The sequence below is a fragment of the Collinsella aerofaciens genome (genome assembly GCF_001404695.1).
Lineage (GTDB): Bacteria > Actinomycetota > Coriobacteriia > Coriobacteriales > Coriobacteriaceae > Collinsella > Collinsella aerofaciens_E.
Genome location: NZ_CZAQ01000040.1, coordinates 1 through 17,295, shown reverse-complemented (window position 1 = coordinate 17,295; position 17,295 = coordinate 1). Strand labels below are relative to the sequence as shown.

Sequence of the window (17,295 nt, the reverse complement as noted above, 5' to 3'; positions counted from 1 at the left end):
GCTTAGTTTTCAGAACGTCCTCGACCATGTGTGGCGCCTTGTCCTGCTCCTTCGGAGCCGCGGACAAGGCGCCACACTGGTCTGCGGAGTGTTCTGAAAACTAAGCCCGGCCCCCGCCTGCGGTGACGCTGCTGCAGGCGGCCTACGATGGGGCCGTTATTGGTTGAGGCCGCTGGGCTGATGTGGGGGCGCGCGGCTGTTGCGGGCTCTGGTCCCAGCGGCGGCCTCGGCGCTTTGCGCCTGCTGCCTTGGGTGACTTTGGGGTCGATTGGGGTTGTCTGCACAATTCGCGGTATTATGGTGCGGAGTTTTGAAAGGAGCCGCCGGTGGTCACGACGACGTTTGCTTCGCCTTTGGGCGAAATCTTGCTTGCCGCTGATGGCCGCGGTCTGACGGGGCTTTGGTTTGAGGGGCAGGAGCATTTTGGCTCCACGCTTCTCAAAGAAGATCCCGAACATGTTGAAGGCGCCGATGCAGTTTCTGGTGCTGGCGGCATGTCGTCGGTGAGTCCTGCAAATGGTGCGGCGTCTTCGGTGCTTGAGCGTTCGTGGGCTTGGCTGAATGCTTATTTTGCAGGGCAGGAACCTCGGTTTACGCCGCCGTTGCATTTGATTGGCACGGCGTTTCAGCGTGAAGTTTGGTTTGAGCTGCTTTCTATCCCGCGTGGCGAGGTCGCCACTTATGGCGAAATTGCGGCTCGTGTCGCCGCCCGCCATCGTGTACCGGGAAACGAGGCGCCCGTTGTGTCCCCCCGTGCGGTGGGGGCTGCGGTCGCTCGCAACCCTGTTTCGATTATCGTGCCGTGCCATCGCGTGGTGGCGGCCGATGGTTCGCTCAACGGATATGCCGGCGGGCTCGATCGCAAGGAGTGGCTACTTCGGCTCGAGGGTGCGTACGAGGAGTAACGCTCGAGTACTTTGCCTGAAGTAGCCGACTTCGACCAAAGCTCGCTCGAGTTCGCTTTGATCAGAGCACTTAAGACCCTTGTTTTCTGTCAATAGTGCTATCTGTTCGTTGATGGATATCCACGACTTCTGGTATTTCATTTAAGCCTCTTGATATAAAAAGAGCTGGAGTTGCGCATCGTTGAGAGGCTTTCCAGCTTTAGAGACATAAAATTATAAGATACGATGACCTGCGTCAAGGAAGCTGCCAGATGACCTTGGAGCGGCTGATTGCCTGGACTAAAACCTGATGCGCGGGACGGCGCCCCACGCTATTCAGCGCGCTTGATAGGATGACGAACCACAGTCTTAAGTTTCTCCGGTGCACATTTGCGTGGATCGGAGAGATAGATTTCGTGATGTAAACGGGTGTCTGAGAGGTCGGGGACATAGCCCTGCTCGGTCGTGTATTCATGCATAGCGTCTACGGTCGCCGGCTCGCTGTCGTAGGGTCCGGTATGCATGCATTGAACGCAGAGACCCTCATCAACTTTAAGCAGCTCGACGGCGGAAAAGTCCAGTTTCTTTTTGGTCGTGGCCTCCGCGACTGCCCAGTCAAAATCATCTCGGCTGACGAAATCGGGTAGGCGGATGCACGAGATAAAGTTGAAATCGTCCTTGCGTACATAATCGATGTCGCTGCTCGGGGAGTCTTGCCACCAGAAACCCTCGAGCGGCGGTACCACAAAGTCGAAATAGCCCTCGATATTCCTTGAGCCTTTCTTCGACATCTTGACGGTATAGGCGATGCCGTAAAGCAGCGGCAGGGCGTTTTGATACTCGCCACCTTCGGTATTTGGGTCGCCCTTTCCGCGAACGGCAACGTAGCTCATAGGCGGGACGGTTACGATACTCGGCTTGCTTGCAGGTTTGTAGAGCTCCTTGCATTCCTTCTTAAAGTCGAACGCCATGTTGGCCGCCTTTCTGCGTATTGGCCTGCTTAGATAGCTGAATCATATCATAGAAACGAACAGCTGTTCGAATGATTCGACTGACAGATTGAGATGCGTGCGTTGTGTTTGGCGGTCGGCCTGACCCAATCGATGATTTCTCTGCCTCCCCGGCGCCTCATCTATAGCTGCCGTTTCCCCATTTAAAACCGCCAAAATGAACCTGCCCCTTTCTGGTAGGTGGGAAATGGGTAATACTAAAGAGTTATCCGACCAGATGGGAATTAATCGATGGCTTATATCGAATTCAAAGACGTCATCAAGGCATACGGCGAGGGCGATGCCCGCATCCATGCGCTCGACGGCGCGAGCTTTTCTGTTGAGCGCGGTGAGCTCGCCATTATCCTGGGCGCCTCGGGTGCCGGCAAGACCACGGCGCTCAACATCCTGGGCGGTATGGACACGGTAACCTCCGGCACCGTAACGGTGGACGGGCGCGACGTGAGTTCTGCTAACGAGGCGCAGCTCGTGGAATACCGCCGCTCCGACGTCGGCTTTGTCTTCCAGTTTTACAATCTGGTCCCTAACCTGACGGCGCTCGAAAACGTCGAGCTTGCGGCGCAAATCTGCCCCGATTCGCTCGATGCCGAGCAAACGCTTCGTCAGGTTGGTCTGGGCGACCGACTCGCTAACTTTCCGGCGCAGCTTTCGGGCGGCGAGCAACAGCGCGTGTCCATCGCCCGCGCGCTGGCCAAGAACCCCAAGCTACTTTTGTGCGACGAGCCCACGGGTGCACTCGACTACAAAACCGGCAAGCAGATCTTGCAATTGCTGCAGGACACCTGCCGCAAACAGGGCATTACGGTCATTATCATCACCCACAACTCCGCGCTTGCGCCCATGGCCGATCGCCTGATTCGCTTTAAGAGCGGGCGCGTGGAGAGTGAAACGGTCCAGCAAAATCCCGTGCCTATCGAGACGATCGAGTGGTAGCGCCCATGGACCAAGACCGCCAAAACAGCCAATCCGGCGATGCTAAGCACACGGAGCGCGACCGGGAGTTTACGACCTACCGCACTGCCCAAAGCTCAAACGATATGGTGCCGACGGTTTTTCGCCGTGGCATCTACCGCACAATCCGAGGCAGTCTTAAGCGCTTCTTGTCAATCGTGGTCATCACCGCGCTTGGCGTGAGCGTGATGTGCGGCCTTAAGGCGGGTTGCGAGGACCTGTGCGATTCGGTTGACGCGTACTTCGACCAGCAAAATGTCTATGACATCAACGTGCAGTCGACCTATGGCCTGACTGACGATGATCTCGACGCCATCCAAGAGGTCGACGGCGTCGAGACGGCCGAGGGTATCTACACCGAGACCGCCTACACCGCCGTGGGCACAACGCGCGAGCGCGTGGTCGTGCAAAGTCTCTCCAAGGAGAACATCGATCAGCCGGTGCTCGTGAACGGCGATTTGCCCGAGAGCGCCGATGAGGTCGCGGTGACTTCGAAGTTCCTGAAGGCTTCGGGCAAAAAGCTCGGCGATACGGTGAGTTTTGCCGCCAATGACGCGAGCTCGTCGAACCAAAGTGCCAAGGATCAGTTTGCCGCGGGCGATTACACCATTACGGCCGAGGTCCTCGACCCCACTGATGTAAGTTCTGACTCGACAGTCAACGCCTTTCGCGCTGCTTCGGCGGCGGACTATAGGTTCTATGTGAGCGAGGACGCCGCGACATCTTCTTCCTACTCCGCGGTCCACGTGATCGTCGAGGGAGCCAAGAGCCTCAACTCCTATTCGGATGCCTACGCGGCAAAGATCAATGAGGTTAAGGGCAATATCGAGAAGATCCGCGAGGAGCGTGAGAAGGCGCGCGCTCAGGAACTGACGGTCGACACGCCGGCAAGCTTGGATGCGGCCGAGCGCCAGGCGAATATGCTCTTTGGGATTGAGCAGGACAACATCAATCGCATGGCAGAGGGCAGCGAGGAGCGCGTGCAAGCGCAGACCGACCTGGATCAGCGCCGCGCCGCCGCCGACCAGCAGTTTGCCGATGCCCGCGCCGAGCTTTCCGATCTGGGCGAATGCACCTGGTACATCCAGGACCGCGGCAATATCGCAAGCTACTCGAGCGTGGAGAGCGATAGCTCGTCAATTGAGGCTATCGCCACGGTGTTCCCGTTCATCTTCTTTATCGTCGCCGTGCTCATCAGTCTTACCACCGCCACACGCATGGTCGAGGAAGAGCGCACGCTCATTGGCCTGTACAAGGCGCTCGGCTATTCGAGCGGGCGTATTCTGTCCAAATACGTGGACTACTCGCTGTGGGCGTGTCTGATCGGCGGCGTGCTCGGCAACATCATCGGATTTGTGGGCCTGCCGCTGTTCCTGTTTACGGTGTTCGACGATATGTACTCACTGCCCCAGATGCTGCTTTCGTACGACATCGTGTCCTCGATCGTTTCGGTGGCGCTGTTTGCCGTGGGCGTGGTGGGCGCCACGATTATCGCCTGCCGCCACGAGATGGCCGAGACCCCGGCCTCGCTTATGCGTCCCAAGGCCCCGCGCGCTGGCTCGCGCATCTTGCTTGAGCGCATCGGCTTTATCTGGCGTCGCATGGGCTTTTTGAACAAGGTGGCGGCGCGTAACCTGTTCCGCTACAAAAAGCGTGCCTTTATGACCATCTTCGGTATTGCCGGCTGTACGGCGCTCGTGATCTGCGGTATGGGCATCCGCGACACGTCGGTGGCGCTTTCGCCCAAACAGTACGGGCATATCACGCGCTATGACTTGCTGGCGGTTGCTAACCCCGACGATTTTTCACAGACGTGCGCGGCATTGGATGAGCGCGGCGCGGCCAATGATTCCAACGTGACCGTGACTTCGACGCTGCCGATTATGACCGACAACGTTACCTTTACATTCGGCGGAAAGAGCGAGACCGTGCAGCTGATCGTGGTGCCCGATGACCGCACGGGTGACTTGGGCGATTACGTTCGCCTTGAGGATGAGTCCAAAGAGCCACTGTCTTTGCGTGACGGGGACGTGTATCTGAGTAAGAGTTCACAGCTGGTGCTGGGGATTCAACCGGGCGATACGGCGCACGTCCAGGATTCGTCGCTCAATGTCGCCAAGGTCAAAGTCAGCGACATTTCGCTTAACTATCTGGGCAACACGCTTTACATGACGCAGGGCACCTATGAGCGCGCGTTTGGCCGAAGCGCACGCCTTAACGGCGTCTTTGTGCTGCTTAAGGGCTCGTCGGCCGACCAGATTGCGTTTAGCAAGAATCTTAAGAGTGACGGTTGGCTTACGATTTCGAGCACGGCCGAACATTGGCAGAACTACGAGGCGAACTTTACGATTATCAATTCCGTCGTGGTGCTCGTGACCTTTATGGCGGCGTGCCTATCGTTTGTGGTGGTGTTTACGCTGTCCAACACGAATATCTCCGAGCGCGAACGCGAGCTGGCGACCATCAAGGTGCTGGGCTTCCGCCGTGGCGAGGTGCACCATTACGTCAACAAGGAGACGTTGATCCTCACGGCAATTGGCGCCGCGCTGGGCGTGCCACTGGGCGGCTTGCTGGCCGAGAGCTTCACGTACATCCTGCAGATGCCGTCGCTGTACTTCGACGTTGAGGTCGAGCCACTGAGCTACGTGCTTGCCGTGGTACTTTCCTTCGGCTTTACGTTTATCGTCAACCTCGCCACCAATCGTACCCTCAACAAGATCGACATGGTCGGCGCCCTCAAAAGCGCCGAGTAACCTGCCTGGGATTCAAGCCGTAGCGAGCTGTAACGTACCACAACCGCATTTTTGCATAAACCGCCCCGCCGATTGCATATTTCGGCGGGGCGGTTGCTTTTTGCCCGCGGGTACCCCAGGGGGCGCCGTGCAAATTCCGGAGTATTCAGCATCCCGGAGCCCGCGGGTGCGGGAGCGGGCGCACAAAAGCGCATTGAAAGCCTGACTTTGAGCTCCGGCGCCTCGAGGACCGCTCATTTTTTTGCAGAATGCGGCCCGCGGCGCCTGTCTCTCGCCCAAAATCCAGTATGCAGGCACCCTCGGCTGCTGAATACTCCCAAAAATGCACGCCGCATCCTACCCCAGGCACTTGCAGCAAGAAGACGAATAGCCTCGGCCTCCCCGGTTACCGCAGGAGGCCCCAGGGCTTACCTCCCAAATCTTTCCGCAGGACGGAAGGATCCCGCCGCGCGAAGCGCACGGCGGGATCCTGACATGTCCGAGGACGATTTGGGAGGTAAGCCCTGGGGTCTCCGATGAGAGCAGTTTCGGCCGAGGCTATTCGTCGCCGAAGCTGATGCCCAGCGCCTTGGCCTCGCGTACCAGGTCGCTCTGGGGGTCGACGTACTTGAGCTTGCCGGCGACCTCCTCGAGCGGCATGTGGCACATCTTGCCGTCACGCAGGGCAATCATGTAGCCAAACTCGCCGCGCAGGCAGCCGAGCGCTGCCTCGACGCCGCACTGGGTCGCAAAGATGCGGTCCTGGGCGTCGGGCTGGCCGCCGCGCTGCGTGTGGCCGGGGATGGCGACGCGGGTCTCGCGACCAGTCTTGGCTTCGATCTCCTTGGCGATGTCGTAGACGATCGATGGGCTCGTGCGCTCGGCGAGCTTCTTCTTGTACTCCTTCTTGGACAGCGCCGCGTCTTCCTTGGAGATAGCGCCCTCGGCGACGGCCACGATGGTAAAGCGGCTGCCGGTCTCCATGCGATGCTCGATGGTCTTGATAACCTGGTCCATGTCGTAGGGAATCTCGGGAATCAAGATGACATCCGCGCCGCCCGCGACGCCGGCGTACAGCGGGATCCAGCCAACCTTGTGGCCCATGATCTCGATGACAAACACGCGGCCGTGGCTCGAGGCGGTAGTGTGGATGTCGTCGATGCACTTGGTGGCGACGTCGATGGCGCTCGTAAAGCCAAACGTCAGCTCGGTGCCCCAGGTGTCGTTATCGATGGTCTTGGGCAGGGCGATAACGTTGAGGCCCTCTTCGCGCAGGCGGTTGGCGGTCTTGGTGGAGCCGTTACCGCCCAGCATAAACAGGCAGTCGAGCTGCAGCTTATGATAGGTGTGGACCATCGCCGGCACCTTCTCGACACCATCGGCTTCGGGGGTATCCAGGCGCTTGAACGGCGTGCGGCTCGTGCCCAGGATGGTGCCGCCGCGGGTGAGGATGCCGCTAAAATCGGCGGGCGTCATGACGCGGAACCTGCTGTAGATAAGGCCCTGATAGCCGTCCTCAAAGCCATAAATCTCGATAGGCTCTTCGCTATTGGTCATAAGCGTTTTGACAATGCCGCGCATGGTGGCGTTGAGCGCCTGGCAGTCGCCGCCACTAGTAAGAAGACCGATTCTAAGCATGGTGAATCCTTCCGGGCAAGTTATAACATGCGCATAAGTTTACCCCCGCACACTGTTGATACGGGGGTAAAACGTGTTAGCTCAAATGTATGGAAATGTAAGCAACGTCAGGCCAGCGTAAGGACGACGGTGCCAGCTCCTTACAGCGCGAAGGCGTCGACGTCGCCCCAGTGGCGGCGCAGCGTAATGGCGGCGGCGGGTTCGGTATTGTCAAAGACGACCGACCATTGCGTATTGCTGGTGATGTCTTTCGGATTGGGTTCTTGCGCTGCAGCGCGTAGGGCCTTCCAAGCGACTGCCTCGTCCTGGGCACCGACATGGGCGTCAAGGACATCGGCGATTGCGATGGCGCGCTCTTTACCATGGCCCAGCTCGCCATTCTTTTGGTTGGGCAGCACTTCGTCGCCATAGCAGGCGTAGAAGTTCGTAACCTGGCGTACAGGAGTCGCTTTGAAAGCACGGTCCGGATCGCGCGGATCCCACTCTACTACGCGCGCGTCACCGGCGGCGTCGTTGATAAAGAAGTGGTAATCGCGTCCTGCCATGGCGTGCATGTCGTAGGCGGAAAGCAGGTCGACAGCTTCTTGCGTGGTGGCGGCACGGTCGAGCACCAGACGGATGGCGAGCGAGGTATTGATGACGGGGCGTTGCGCGTCCTGGTCACAGGGCTTGGAATCCAGAGTGAGTACGGCAATGGACACGCCGCATTCGTTAACACCGTCGAGCTGGGCAAACGGGCCCATGAGTGCGGCGGCACGTCCGGCGACGGAGTCAAGCGGAGTGTTATCGCCCAGGTTGTTAAGGGCGGCAAACCCGATGGAGGCATAGCCGTCGCGTGGGTGATTGCGCACCAGCAGTGCCGAGGTGTCGTCCTTAAAGTCGTAATTGCGACCGGTGCGCACGCGGCCTTCGGCATCTACGGCGACAAAAGCGCTGCAGGCAAACTGGGGCGCCTGGACATGTACCGGCACACCGGGCAGCACCTGCGCCACCACGGCATCGATGTAGGCCTGGTCGTCGCGCACGCCAGCGGCGATGATGCGATCAAGATCGTAGTCGTAGGCGATGTCGATTGCGTACAGGTCATAGCTATCCGCGTAGCCGGTCAAGCGTATGAGCGACGCGGCGGACTTGATTTGCTTGCGGTAAACGATACCGGTGGCAGCGGCAAGGCCGACGGCGACTCCCGCGACACCGCAGGCGATGGCAATGTTACGTGGCTTCATGACGGCTCCTCTCGTCCTGTTAGCGTAATTGTCGCAAAAGGAGCGCGGGCATGATGGCTCAACTTGGTGAGCGGCGCGGGATTAAACATGGAATGAAGAGTGCGGCGCTGGCGTGGCGGGGTATGCTGGAGGGGACCATCAACCCAGCGAAAGGGGAGAGCATGACGGATCAGGAAACGCCCGAGCGCGCGCATGTGACGGCCGACGATATCGAGGCCGCCAACGACCTCATCGACTTTATCGAGGCATGTCCCAGCATGTTCCATACGGCGGCGACCATTATGGCCGAGCTCGACGAGGCGGGCTTTACCTACCTGCCCGAGAACGCGGCGTGGGACATCGAGCCGGGCGGGCGTTATTACACGCAGCGCAATACCTCGAGCGTTATTGCCTTTAAGGTGGGCGAGGACCTGACCGCGACGTGGGGCGAGGACGGCGTTGCCGGTGACTATCATTTTCAGCTCACGGCGTCGCACAGCGATTCGCCGACGTTTAAGGTCAAGGCCGTGCCCGAGCTCGACGGCGCAGGCGAGACGCTGCGCCTGAACACCGAGGCCTACGGCGGCATGATCGACTACACCTGGTTCGACCGCCCGCTGGCGCTCGCGGGCCGCGTGTTGGTACGCGAAGGCGACCGTATTGAGAGCCGCCTGCTTGCCACCGAGCGCGAAGTCGCGATTATCCCGAGCCTTGCCATCCATATGAACCGCGGCGTTAACGAGGGCTTTGCGCCCAACCGCGCCGTCGACCTGTGCCCGCTCATCAGCGCCGGTGAGCTTAAGCAGGGCGATTTTGATGCCCTGGTTGCCGACGAACTGGACGTTGAGCCCGAGCAGATCCTGAGCCGCGATCTGTTCCTGGTCAACCGCCAGGATGCGCGCATTTGGGGCTGGGCTGACGAGTTCATCTCGACGCCCAAGCTCGACGACCTGGCCTGCGCCTACACCTCACTGCAGGCATTTTTGGGTGCCGAGAACGCGCGCGACGTCTCGGTCTTCTGCTGCTTTGATAACGAGGAGGTTGGTTCCGAGACCAAGCAGGGCGCCATGTCGACGTTCTTGGCCGACGCACTGCGCCGCATCAACGGATCGCTGGGCTTTGACGACGAGTCGTACCATCGTGCACTTGCTGCCTCGATGCTTGTGAGCTGCGACAATGCGCATGCCGTGCACCCCAACCACGCCGAGAAGTGCGACGCCCGCAATCAGGTTGTGCTCAACGGCGGTATCGTTATCAAGGAAGCCGCCAACCAGCATTACTGCACCGATGCCTTTAGCCGCGCAGTGTTCCAGGCTATTTGCGATGACGCCGACGTGCCCACGCAGGCCTTCGCCAACAAGAGCGATATGGCGGGTGGCTCCACGCTCGGCAACCTGTCGAACATGCAGGCGAGCATGCATGCCGTGGACGTGGGCCTGCCGCAGCTGGCCATGCACTCAAGCTACGAGACCGGCGGCGTACGCGACGTGATGTACGCCATTCGCGCCCTTACGGCCTTCTACGAGCGAAACCTAACCATCAACGGAGCCGAAAGCGTGGAGCTCTAAAACCTGCTAAAAGGGACAGGTTTATTATGCAGGTTTTATCTGGGCAAATGCCGCAAAGCCAACAGCTGGACAGAATTGTTATGACACCGCAGGTTGAGCAAGCGTCAGCGAGCGATGTCCAGAGCGAACAAGTTGGCATGAAAAAGGCAAGGCATAGACCTTCTGGTCATGCCTTGCCTTTTGAATGACAAATTGTCGCTCTGGGCGGCGCGTAGCGTCGACCGGTCCGCCGTTCGTTAGAACGGCGGAACCCTAATGTTCGATCCAACAGCGCAGGGTCTCGCCGGCTTGCAGGTGACGCAGATTCTCTGCGGCAATGTCGACCACATTGTCGAGCGTAGCCTCCAAGTGGAACCAGCCCGAGATATGCGGCGTAATGAGCATGTTAGGCGCATCCCACAGTGGGCTTGTCTCGGGCAGCGGCTCGGGGCCGGTGACGTCGACCGCGGCACCGGCGAGATGACCCGACTCCAGGGCGGCAACCAAGTCGTCGGCGACCACAAGGTCGCCGCGGCCGCCGTTGGCAAAGAAGGCGCCCGGTTTCATCGCGGCGAAGAACTCGGCGTTCGCCAGGCCGCGAGTCTCGGGTGTGCTGGGCATAAAGGAAGCGACGATGTCAGCCTCGGCCAGGCGCTCGGACAGGGCGTCCATGCCGTCCATGTCCTCAAACACAATGGGATAGACGAGCGGATGGCGCTTGATGCCGCGGACGTGCGCGCCCATGCTGCGGCAGAGCGTGGCAAAGTGGCCGCCGATATCGCCCGCGCCCAGCACCAGCACGTTGGCATTTTTGAGCGAGGTGACCGGCCCCAAATCCTTCCAGCGATGCTCGCGCTGCAAGTCGTGATAGCCGGGCAGGTGCTTCATCATGGAAAGGACCATGGCAAACATGTGCTCGCTTACGGCCTGACCGTAGGCGCCGATCGAGCAAGACAGCTTGGCGTCAGCCGGCACGGTGCCAGCGGCAAGGTAGTCGTCATAGCCGGCGGTCTGCAATTGCAACAGCTGGAGATGCTCGCATGCCGTGAGCATGTCAGGGTCGATGTTGCCCAGGATCACGTCGGCATCGGCGACCTGCTCGCGCGTGATGGCGTCGGAGCTCGTGTAGATAAAGTCCTCGCCCGGAGCGCTCGACTCAAGAATTGCGCGATGGCGATCGTTGACGGGCAACAAAACCAGGATGTTCACAAGCAGTCCTCTCCGCTCAACCTGCCAAAAAGGGACAGGTTTATTTTGGCAGGTTTTATCAGGCAAAACGTTCAAACAAAAACGCCGGATGCAAGACGAGCATGCCCGTCAGCATCCGGCGCATCCACGGCTACCAGCTGAGCAGTTCGTAGCCGTCCTCGGTCACCACGAGCTGTACCTCGCACTGGGCCGAATCGCTGCCGTCCTTGGTGCGTACGCACCAGCCATCGCCCTTGCTAATCTTGATGTCGGGCGCTCCGGCGTTGACCATAGGCTCGATGGTAAAGACCATGCCCGGAGCCATGATGGTGTCCACATCGGGCGCCTCGGTGGTAAAGCCCACAAACGGGTCCTCGTGGAACTCCTTACCGATGCCGTGTCCGCCGTACTCGCGCACCACGCTAAAGCCGGCGTCCTCGACCGTCTTTTGCACGGCCTCGGCCATAACGGAGAGCGGTAGCCACGGCTTGACAGCGGCCAGGCCCGCTTCCACGCTGGCGCGGGTGACGTCGACCAGGCGCTGGCGCTCGGCCGAGACCTCACCGATGCAGAACATGCGGCTCGAGTCGCTAAAGTAGCCGTCCAAGATCGTGGAGCAGTCCACGTTGATGATGTCACCCTCGTGCAGCACGTCCGTATCGCAGGGGATGCCGTGGCAGACCACGTCGTTGATCGAGGTGCACACGCTCTTGGGGTAGCCTTCGTAGTTGAGGTCGGCCGGCGTGCCACCGTGCTCGATGGTGTAGTCGTAGATCATCTGGTCGATCTGGTTGGTTGTCATGCCCGCGGCGATGTGCTCGCCTACGTAGTCGAGCACGCCCACGTTGATGGCGGCGGAGCGCTTGATGCCCTCGATGTCGGCGGGCGTCTTGTAGAGCGTACGGGGCAGAACCTCCCAGCCCTCCTCCCACAGGCGCTCGAGGCGCTCGTCGAAGGCGCTGTGACATTTCTTATATTTCTTGCCGCTGCCGCACCAGCAAGCGTCGTTGCGGCCGGGCACGGGTCCGTTGTCAAACATGGCTAACTTCCTTTCATTCGCAGCTAGTATAGCCCACCCACGCGTCCATAAAAGTTGCGGTGATATAGTTCCGATTAAAGCGGTTTAACAGCACAAATAGGAACTATATCACCGCAACTGATGGGGCGGGATGGCGGGCACTGGCTGCTGCGTGGTTTTGCTAGTAGCTCACCTGGCAGGGGATGCCGAGGGCGCGCACGCGTGCGGCGATCGTGTCGAGTGCCTCGGGCGCTGCTTTGGCAAGGCCGGCGACCGGTGTCTCGCGCGCCACCGTGTAGATGGTCGTCTCCTGCGGGCGAATGCGCTCGAGCGCCGCGAGCCAAGGGCCGACGTACTCCTCGCCGGTGTTATCGAGAGACTTGCCCCGGTGCTCGCCGGTCAAAAAGATCGTCTGGATAATGACGCGGCCGTTAAAGCTCGCGAACGTCTCGATCTGGTGCTCTACATCGTAGGGGCCAACGGGCTGGTCGAGCAGCTGGATAAAAGCCGGGTCGACCGTATCGAGCTTGAGGATGTTGTCGTCGACCATCATGAGCGCATCGTGTACCTGGGGACGGTCGGCGCGCGTGCCGTTGGAAAGCACGGCAATCTTGGTGTTTGGGGCCAGCTCGTCGCGCAGCGCGACGGCGCCGGCGATGGCCTGCGGAAACTCCGGTGCGGCGGTGGGCTCGCCGTTGCCTGCGAAGGTGATTACATCGGGGAGCTTGCCCTCGGCTGCCATCTCGCGCAGCTTTACCTCGAGCGCGTCGAGTACCACGGCAGCTGTGTTGTACGGCTCATGGCAGGGGCGCTCAGCGTTGAGACCGTTTTCGCAGTAAATGCAGTCGAACGTGCAGATTTTGCCGCTGGCCGGCATCATGTTGACGCCGAGCGAAAGGCCCAGGCGACGGCTGCGAACGGGCCCAAAGATGGGGCCGGCATTCAAAAACGTAGACATAGGCATATGCTCCTCAAGACAATTGTGCCTAAGCATAGCATCGGCTCCAAAGCAAGGTGTGGGCTCTTGCTTTACAAGTTTCGTTTTTTCACGTCGCTCATGATGCCGTGCCATGAAAAGCCTCGGGTCGGGTACAGTTAATCTGTTAACAAGTCGTAAGGCAATGCGGGTCCATCCAATCGTACTGACGTGCAACTGGATGGGCGTTGATGATGGGAACACAGTATGGATTTTACGGTCGAGAATGCGGGCACTACGATCGCCTGCCGCGAGTATGCCGGCCCGGTTGTATCGTCCGATGCACCCGCCTTGGTTTGCGTGCACGGTGCGTGCGTCGACGGTGTCTTTTTTGACGGCATCGCCCGCGAGCTCGCCTGTGACTATCGCGTCATTACCTACGACCGCCGCGGTTGCGGCGAGAGCGGCGACGCTGCAGACGGACGCTACGACCTCGCCGCCCAAGCCGCCGACCTGCAGGTCGTTATCGAGCATATTGGCGCTCCGGCAAACGTGCTCGCGCACAGTGCCGGTACGTTGGTGGCCCTGGAGCTTCTCCGTGCAAACCCCGCCATAATCTCGCGTGCGATTCTGCATGAACCCGCCGTGACGGATGAGGGCGCCGGTCTGGGCGCGGCCCCGGTTTTGCTCGAGATGATCGCCGCGGGAAAGGTCTCCAGGGCATTACGGGCCTTCCTGGGCGCCATCGGCGATTCGGACCCTGAGGCCCCCAAGTTAACCGAGGCGGAAGCCAAGCATGCCCTGCGCAACGGCCGCAGTTTCATGGCGAACGAATACGGGATTACTATGACCTGCGTTCCCGATTGGGATAGCGTCCGTGCGTCGAAAACGGTGGCCGCCGTGCTCCTGGGCGAGCTCTCGATTGGCACGCCTCGCGAGGCGGGCACGAGGGTGGCGGCTGAGCTTTTGGACTGTCCGCTCGTAATGGTTCCCGGCGCGCACAACGGCCTGCGCGATCGCCCGGGAGCGGCTGCCCAGACTGTCCTTGGCATCCTGGGGCTCTAACACCCGCAATAGCCAAAGCAGACTTCACCCGCAAACGTTTCGGCCGTGTTAACAAATGTGCTCAAAACCTCACGTCTGCGGCTTTAATCGCGCCGTCTGCCAACTCATAAAAATGTAACAGCATTCACGTGCTTACCTGCATCGACAAGGTGTTACCCTTGTAACATTTGGAACCCACCGCCACCATGCGAAACTATCGAAAGGGCCCCATATGCTCAATAATCACGAGGTCAATCTAACCGACGAGGAGGCTGCCGCCGAGGTCGCCCGTGTCGCGAAGACCTACCCCGTGGTACGTTTACTGTCGGCCGATCAGATTAAGAGCGAGCCTAACTGCCTGCTCGCCGGCGATCGCTGCCCTTGTTTGCGCCAGGCAAGTCTTGAGGCCTTGACAGATTCCGATGAGGTGTCGGAGCAACTGCTCAACGATGGCGTTGAGTACCGTGCCCATCTGCGCCCTCTGAAGGTCGAGGGCAAGCCTCATGTCCTGCTGATGGTGCGTCCGATCGATGGGCAAGAGGCTGCAGAAGAGGACCTTGTCTACACCGACGTGCTGACGAGCGTGCATAATCGCCGGTATTACGAGGAAAAGCTCCGAAGCGCCCGCATGAATGCCGGCGTTGCGATGATCGACCTTGATGATTTTAGGGTCTTCAACGATACGTGTGGCCATCATGCCGGCGACCTTGCGCTCGGTGCTGTGGCGACAGCCATGCGCAGCGGAATCCGTTCGACTGACGAGCTTGTGCGCTATGGCTGCGACAAGTTTGTGGTTGTCATGCCCAATATTCCCTCCGATGACTTCACCCGTCGCCTGCATCAGGTGTCCGATGCCGTTCGTTCCACGATTATTCCGGGCCATGAGTACGTGAGCTTGACGGCATGTGTTGGTGGCGTTCGCATTCATGGCGAGACGGTCGATGAGGGCGTTGGCCGCGCTGTCCAGTTACTGAGCCGCGCTAAGGCAAAAGCCGGTACGGTCGTGACCGATGCCGATTCCATCGAGGCCTTCCAAAGCGAAAGGCCTTTGGTGCTTATTGTCGATGACTCCGAGATGAACCGAGTCATTCTCAGCGAGATGCTCAAGGACGAATATTGCATCCTCGAGGCCGATAACGGTCGTGCGGCGCTCGACATTGTCGACCGCTATGGCGATGAGTTGTCGCTCGTGCTGCTGGACATTGTCATGCCGGGCATAAGCGGCTTTGAGGTGCTGGCCGGTCTGTCGCGCCGATCGGTTGGTGACAATCTGCCTGTCATCATGATTTCGAGCGAAGACTCCGATGATATGGTTCTGCGCGCGTACGAGCTAGGCGCCTCGGACTATATCAACCGCCCGTTTGACTCCCGTGTCGTGCGCCGCCGTGTAAGCAACACCATCCGCCTATACGCCAAACAGCGCCGCCTGACGAGCCTGCTGTCCCAGCAGTACAACGAGCGTGTCAAGAACAGTCGCATGCTCATCGACATCATGGCTGGCGTCATGGAGCTTCGCAACGGCGAGAGCGGCAGGCACGTTACGAACATCGAAAAGCTGACCGAGCTGCTGCTTGGCTGTCTGGTCCAGCGTAGCGACACCATTTCCCTTGACAATGAGGAGCGCTCCACGATTGCCCTGGCTTCGGCGCTGCACGATATCGGCAAGATGTCGATTGACGATGCGATTCTCAACAAACCCGGGCGCCTTACGCCCGAGGAGTTCGAGATTATGAAGACGCATACCACAATCGGCGCCGACATGCTGCTTGAGCTGGGTAGCCATCACGCCGGCAATGCGCTTATGGAATATGCGTACCAGATTGCGCGTTGGCATCACGAGCGCTGGGACGGCAAGGGTTATCCCGATGGCCTTAAGGGCGACGAAATTCCCATTGCCGCACAGGTGGTTTCGGTGGCCGACGTGTACGATGCTCTGACGAGCGTGCGCGTGTACAAGGACGCTATCCCGCACAAGGAGGCAATTCAGATGATCCTGGACGGTAAGTGCGGCACCTTTAACCCGCTGCTGCTCGATTGTCTGCTCGAGGTGCAAGACCAAATTGCCGAGACGTTGGCACGCCCCGCTGACGTCGTCGCGTTTCCCACGATTTAGTTTGACCAAAGGAGTTTTAATCCATGATTTCCATGCGTGAGGCGTATGAGAAGATCGGCGCTAATTATGATGACGCGTGCGCTCGGCTGATGGGCGAGGAAATGCTTGCCCGCTTTGCCCTCAAGTTTTTGGATGACGAGAGCATGGACAAGCTGGAGGCCGCCATGGCGGCAGGAGACGCCGAAGGTGCGTTTATGGCAGCGCACACGCTCAAGGGCGTGAGCCAGAACCTGGGATTCGATAATCTGTACGAGCCGGCGGTCGTGGTGACCGAAGCGCTGCGCGGTGCCGGCTCCGTTGACGGCGCTCGCGAGGGAATGCATGCGCTGCAGCAGCAATATGCAGCTACGATGTCGGCCCTGCGCGAGGTGGCCGAGTAAGAGGCTGTGAGCCTTGATGACTATGAGAGTGGATAATTTCCCGTTTTAGGCCCGGTGACGGGGAACTGCGGACGATTTCCTGGACCGTCACGCGGCCCTTCCCAGCGCGGCGCGGAACTCGGCCGGCGTGCGGCCGCCGAGCGCATCGCTGCGCCTCTCCGTATTGTAGCGGCCGATCCAGCCACCGAGCTCCTCGATGAAGCGGGCGGGGGCCCAGCCCGCCCAGTCCCTGCCGTGCCAGAACTCCCTCTTGAGCAGGCCGAAGAAGCCCTCCATCGCCGCGTTGTCCGGGCTGCAGCCCTTGGCCGACATGCTCCTGGTGAGGCCGTGCCCCTCGCAGATCGAGATCCAGCCGGGCCAGCGGTAGTGCCCGCCGCGGTCGGAGTGGATGACGGGGCCCTCGCCGGGCGCGAGCAGCGCGCAGGCGTCCTCGAGCGTCGAGTTGGCGAGCGCGGCGTCCGGGCTCTCGCCGGCCCTCCACGCCACGACCGAGGAGTCGAAGCAGTCCCTGATGGCCGACAGGTAGACCTTCCTGCCGGAGGGTGTTAGCGTCAATCTAATTTTCACCAGTTTCACCAATCAAACGCGCCGTTCGCGCAAAGGCGGCTTCACCGCTTGCGCTAACGTATTTTCACCGATTCCGGTCACGCCTTGACGGGTCCGTCCCTC

Annotated in this window: 14 protein-coding genes; 7 read left to right on the top strand and 7 right to left on the bottom strand. The window is 60.0% G+C overall.

Annotated elements, in window-relative coordinates:
* Window positions 1–326: 326 nt before the first annotated feature.
* Window positions 327–905, top strand: a complete 579-nt coding sequence (locus AQ996_RS08715; protein ID WP_055252500.1) for a methylated-DNA--[protein]-cysteine S-methyltransferase — start codon at window positions 327–329, stop codon at window positions 903–905.
* A gap of 311 nt (window positions 906–1,216) precedes the next feature.
* Here AQ996_RS08715 and AQ996_RS08710 read toward each other — a convergent pair whose 3' ends face one another.
* A complete protein-coding gene (locus AQ996_RS08710; RefSeq protein ID WP_055252499.1) occupies window positions 1,217–1,855 on the bottom strand; it encodes a GyrI-like domain-containing protein in 639 nt (212 codons plus the stop codon).
* Window positions 1,856–2,125: 270 nt separating this feature from the next.
* On the opposite strand from AQ996_RS08710, the gene AQ996_RS08705 reads away from it, so the two are divergent.
* Window positions 2,126–2,827 (top strand): ABC transporter ATP-binding protein, encoded by a 702-nt coding sequence (locus AQ996_RS08705; RefSeq protein ID WP_055252498.1) that lies wholly within the window; start codon window positions 2,126–2,128, stop codon window positions 2,825–2,827.
* Window positions 2,828–2,832: 5 nt separating this feature from the next.
* Window positions 2,833–5,598 carry an FtsX-like permease family protein gene (locus tag AQ996_RS08700; protein WP_055252497.1) on the top strand — a complete coding sequence of 922 codons (2,766 nt, stop codon included), beginning with the start codon at window positions 2,833–2,835 and terminating at the stop codon, window positions 5,596–5,598.
* A gap of 537 nt (window positions 5,599–6,135) precedes the next feature.
* On the opposite strand, the gene AQ996_RS08695 is transcribed toward AQ996_RS08700, so the two are convergent.
* Both AQ996_RS08695 and AQ996_RS08690 read right to left on the bottom strand, forming a co-directional pair.
* Window positions 6,136–7,215, bottom strand: a complete 1,080-nt coding sequence (locus AQ996_RS08695) for a 6-phosphofructokinase (RefSeq protein ID WP_055252496.1) — start codon at window positions 7,213–7,215, stop codon at window positions 6,136–6,138.
* A 140-nt stretch (window positions 7,216–7,355) separates the two neighbouring features.
* A complete protein-coding gene (locus AQ996_RS08690) occupies window positions 7,356–8,441 on the bottom strand; it encodes a carcinine hydrolase/isopenicillin-N N-acyltransferase family protein (RefSeq protein ID WP_055252495.1) in 1,086 nt (361 codons plus the stop codon).
* A 161-nt stretch (window positions 8,442–8,602) separates the two neighbouring features.
* Between AQ996_RS08690 and AQ996_RS08685 the strand changes: the two genes are divergently transcribed.
* The gene (locus AQ996_RS08685; protein WP_172674636.1) at window positions 8,603–9,988 is read left to right on the top strand and encodes a M18 family aminopeptidase; all 1,386 of its coding nucleotides are present in this window, start codon (window positions 8,603–8,605) and stop codon (window positions 9,986–9,988) included.
* 252 nt (window positions 9,989–10,240) lie between these two features.
* On the opposite strand, the gene AQ996_RS08680 is transcribed toward AQ996_RS08685, so the two are convergent.
* The 3 genes from AQ996_RS08680 to AQ996_RS08670 all read right to left on the bottom strand — a co-directional run bounded on the left by AQ996_RS08680 (window position 10,241) and on the right by AQ996_RS08670 (window position 13,131).
* Window positions 10,241–11,176, bottom strand: a complete 936-nt coding sequence (locus AQ996_RS08680) for a D-2-hydroxyacid dehydrogenase (RefSeq protein WP_055252494.1) — start codon at window positions 11,174–11,176, stop codon at window positions 10,241–10,243.
* Window positions 11,177–11,306: 130 nt separating this feature from the next.
* On the bottom strand, window positions 11,307–12,194 hold the full coding sequence (gene map, locus AQ996_RS08675; RefSeq protein ID WP_055252493.1) for a type I methionyl aminopeptidase: 888 nt from the start codon (window positions 12,192–12,194) through the stop codon (window positions 11,307–11,309).
* A gap of 160 nt (window positions 12,195–12,354) precedes the next feature.
* Complete coding sequence (locus tag AQ996_RS08670; RefSeq protein WP_055252492.1) at window positions 12,355–13,131, bottom strand: radical SAM protein; 777 nt, start codon at window positions 13,129–13,131, stop codon at window positions 12,355–12,357.
* Between the two features lie 225 nt (window positions 13,132–13,356).
* Between AQ996_RS08670 and AQ996_RS08665 the strand changes: the two genes are divergently transcribed.
* The 3 genes from AQ996_RS08665 (at window position 13,357) to AQ996_RS08655 (ending at window position 16,626) form a co-directional block, all read left to right on the top strand.
* The gene (locus AQ996_RS08665; RefSeq protein WP_055252491.1) at window positions 13,357–14,154 is read left to right on the top strand and encodes an alpha/beta fold hydrolase; all 798 of its coding nucleotides are present in this window, start codon (window positions 13,357–13,359) and stop codon (window positions 14,152–14,154) included.
* Window positions 14,155–14,365: 211 nt separating this feature from the next.
* A complete protein-coding gene (locus AQ996_RS08660) occupies window positions 14,366–16,246 on the top strand; it encodes a diguanylate cyclase (protein WP_055252490.1) in 1,881 nt (626 codons plus the stop codon).
* Window positions 16,247–16,269: 23 nt separating this feature from the next.
* Window positions 16,270–16,626, top strand: a complete 357-nt coding sequence (locus AQ996_RS08655) for an Hpt domain-containing protein (protein ID WP_055252489.1) — start codon at window positions 16,270–16,272, stop codon at window positions 16,624–16,626.
* An 87-nt stretch (window positions 16,627–16,713) separates the two neighbouring features.
* On the opposite strand, the gene AQ996_RS08650 is transcribed toward AQ996_RS08655, so the two are convergent.
* Window positions 16,714–17,202 (bottom strand): DDE-type integrase/transposase/recombinase, encoded by a 489-nt coding sequence (locus AQ996_RS08650; protein WP_392397610.1) that lies wholly within the window; start codon window positions 17,200–17,202, stop codon window positions 16,714–16,716.
* Window positions 17,203–17,295 lie beyond the last annotated feature (93 nt).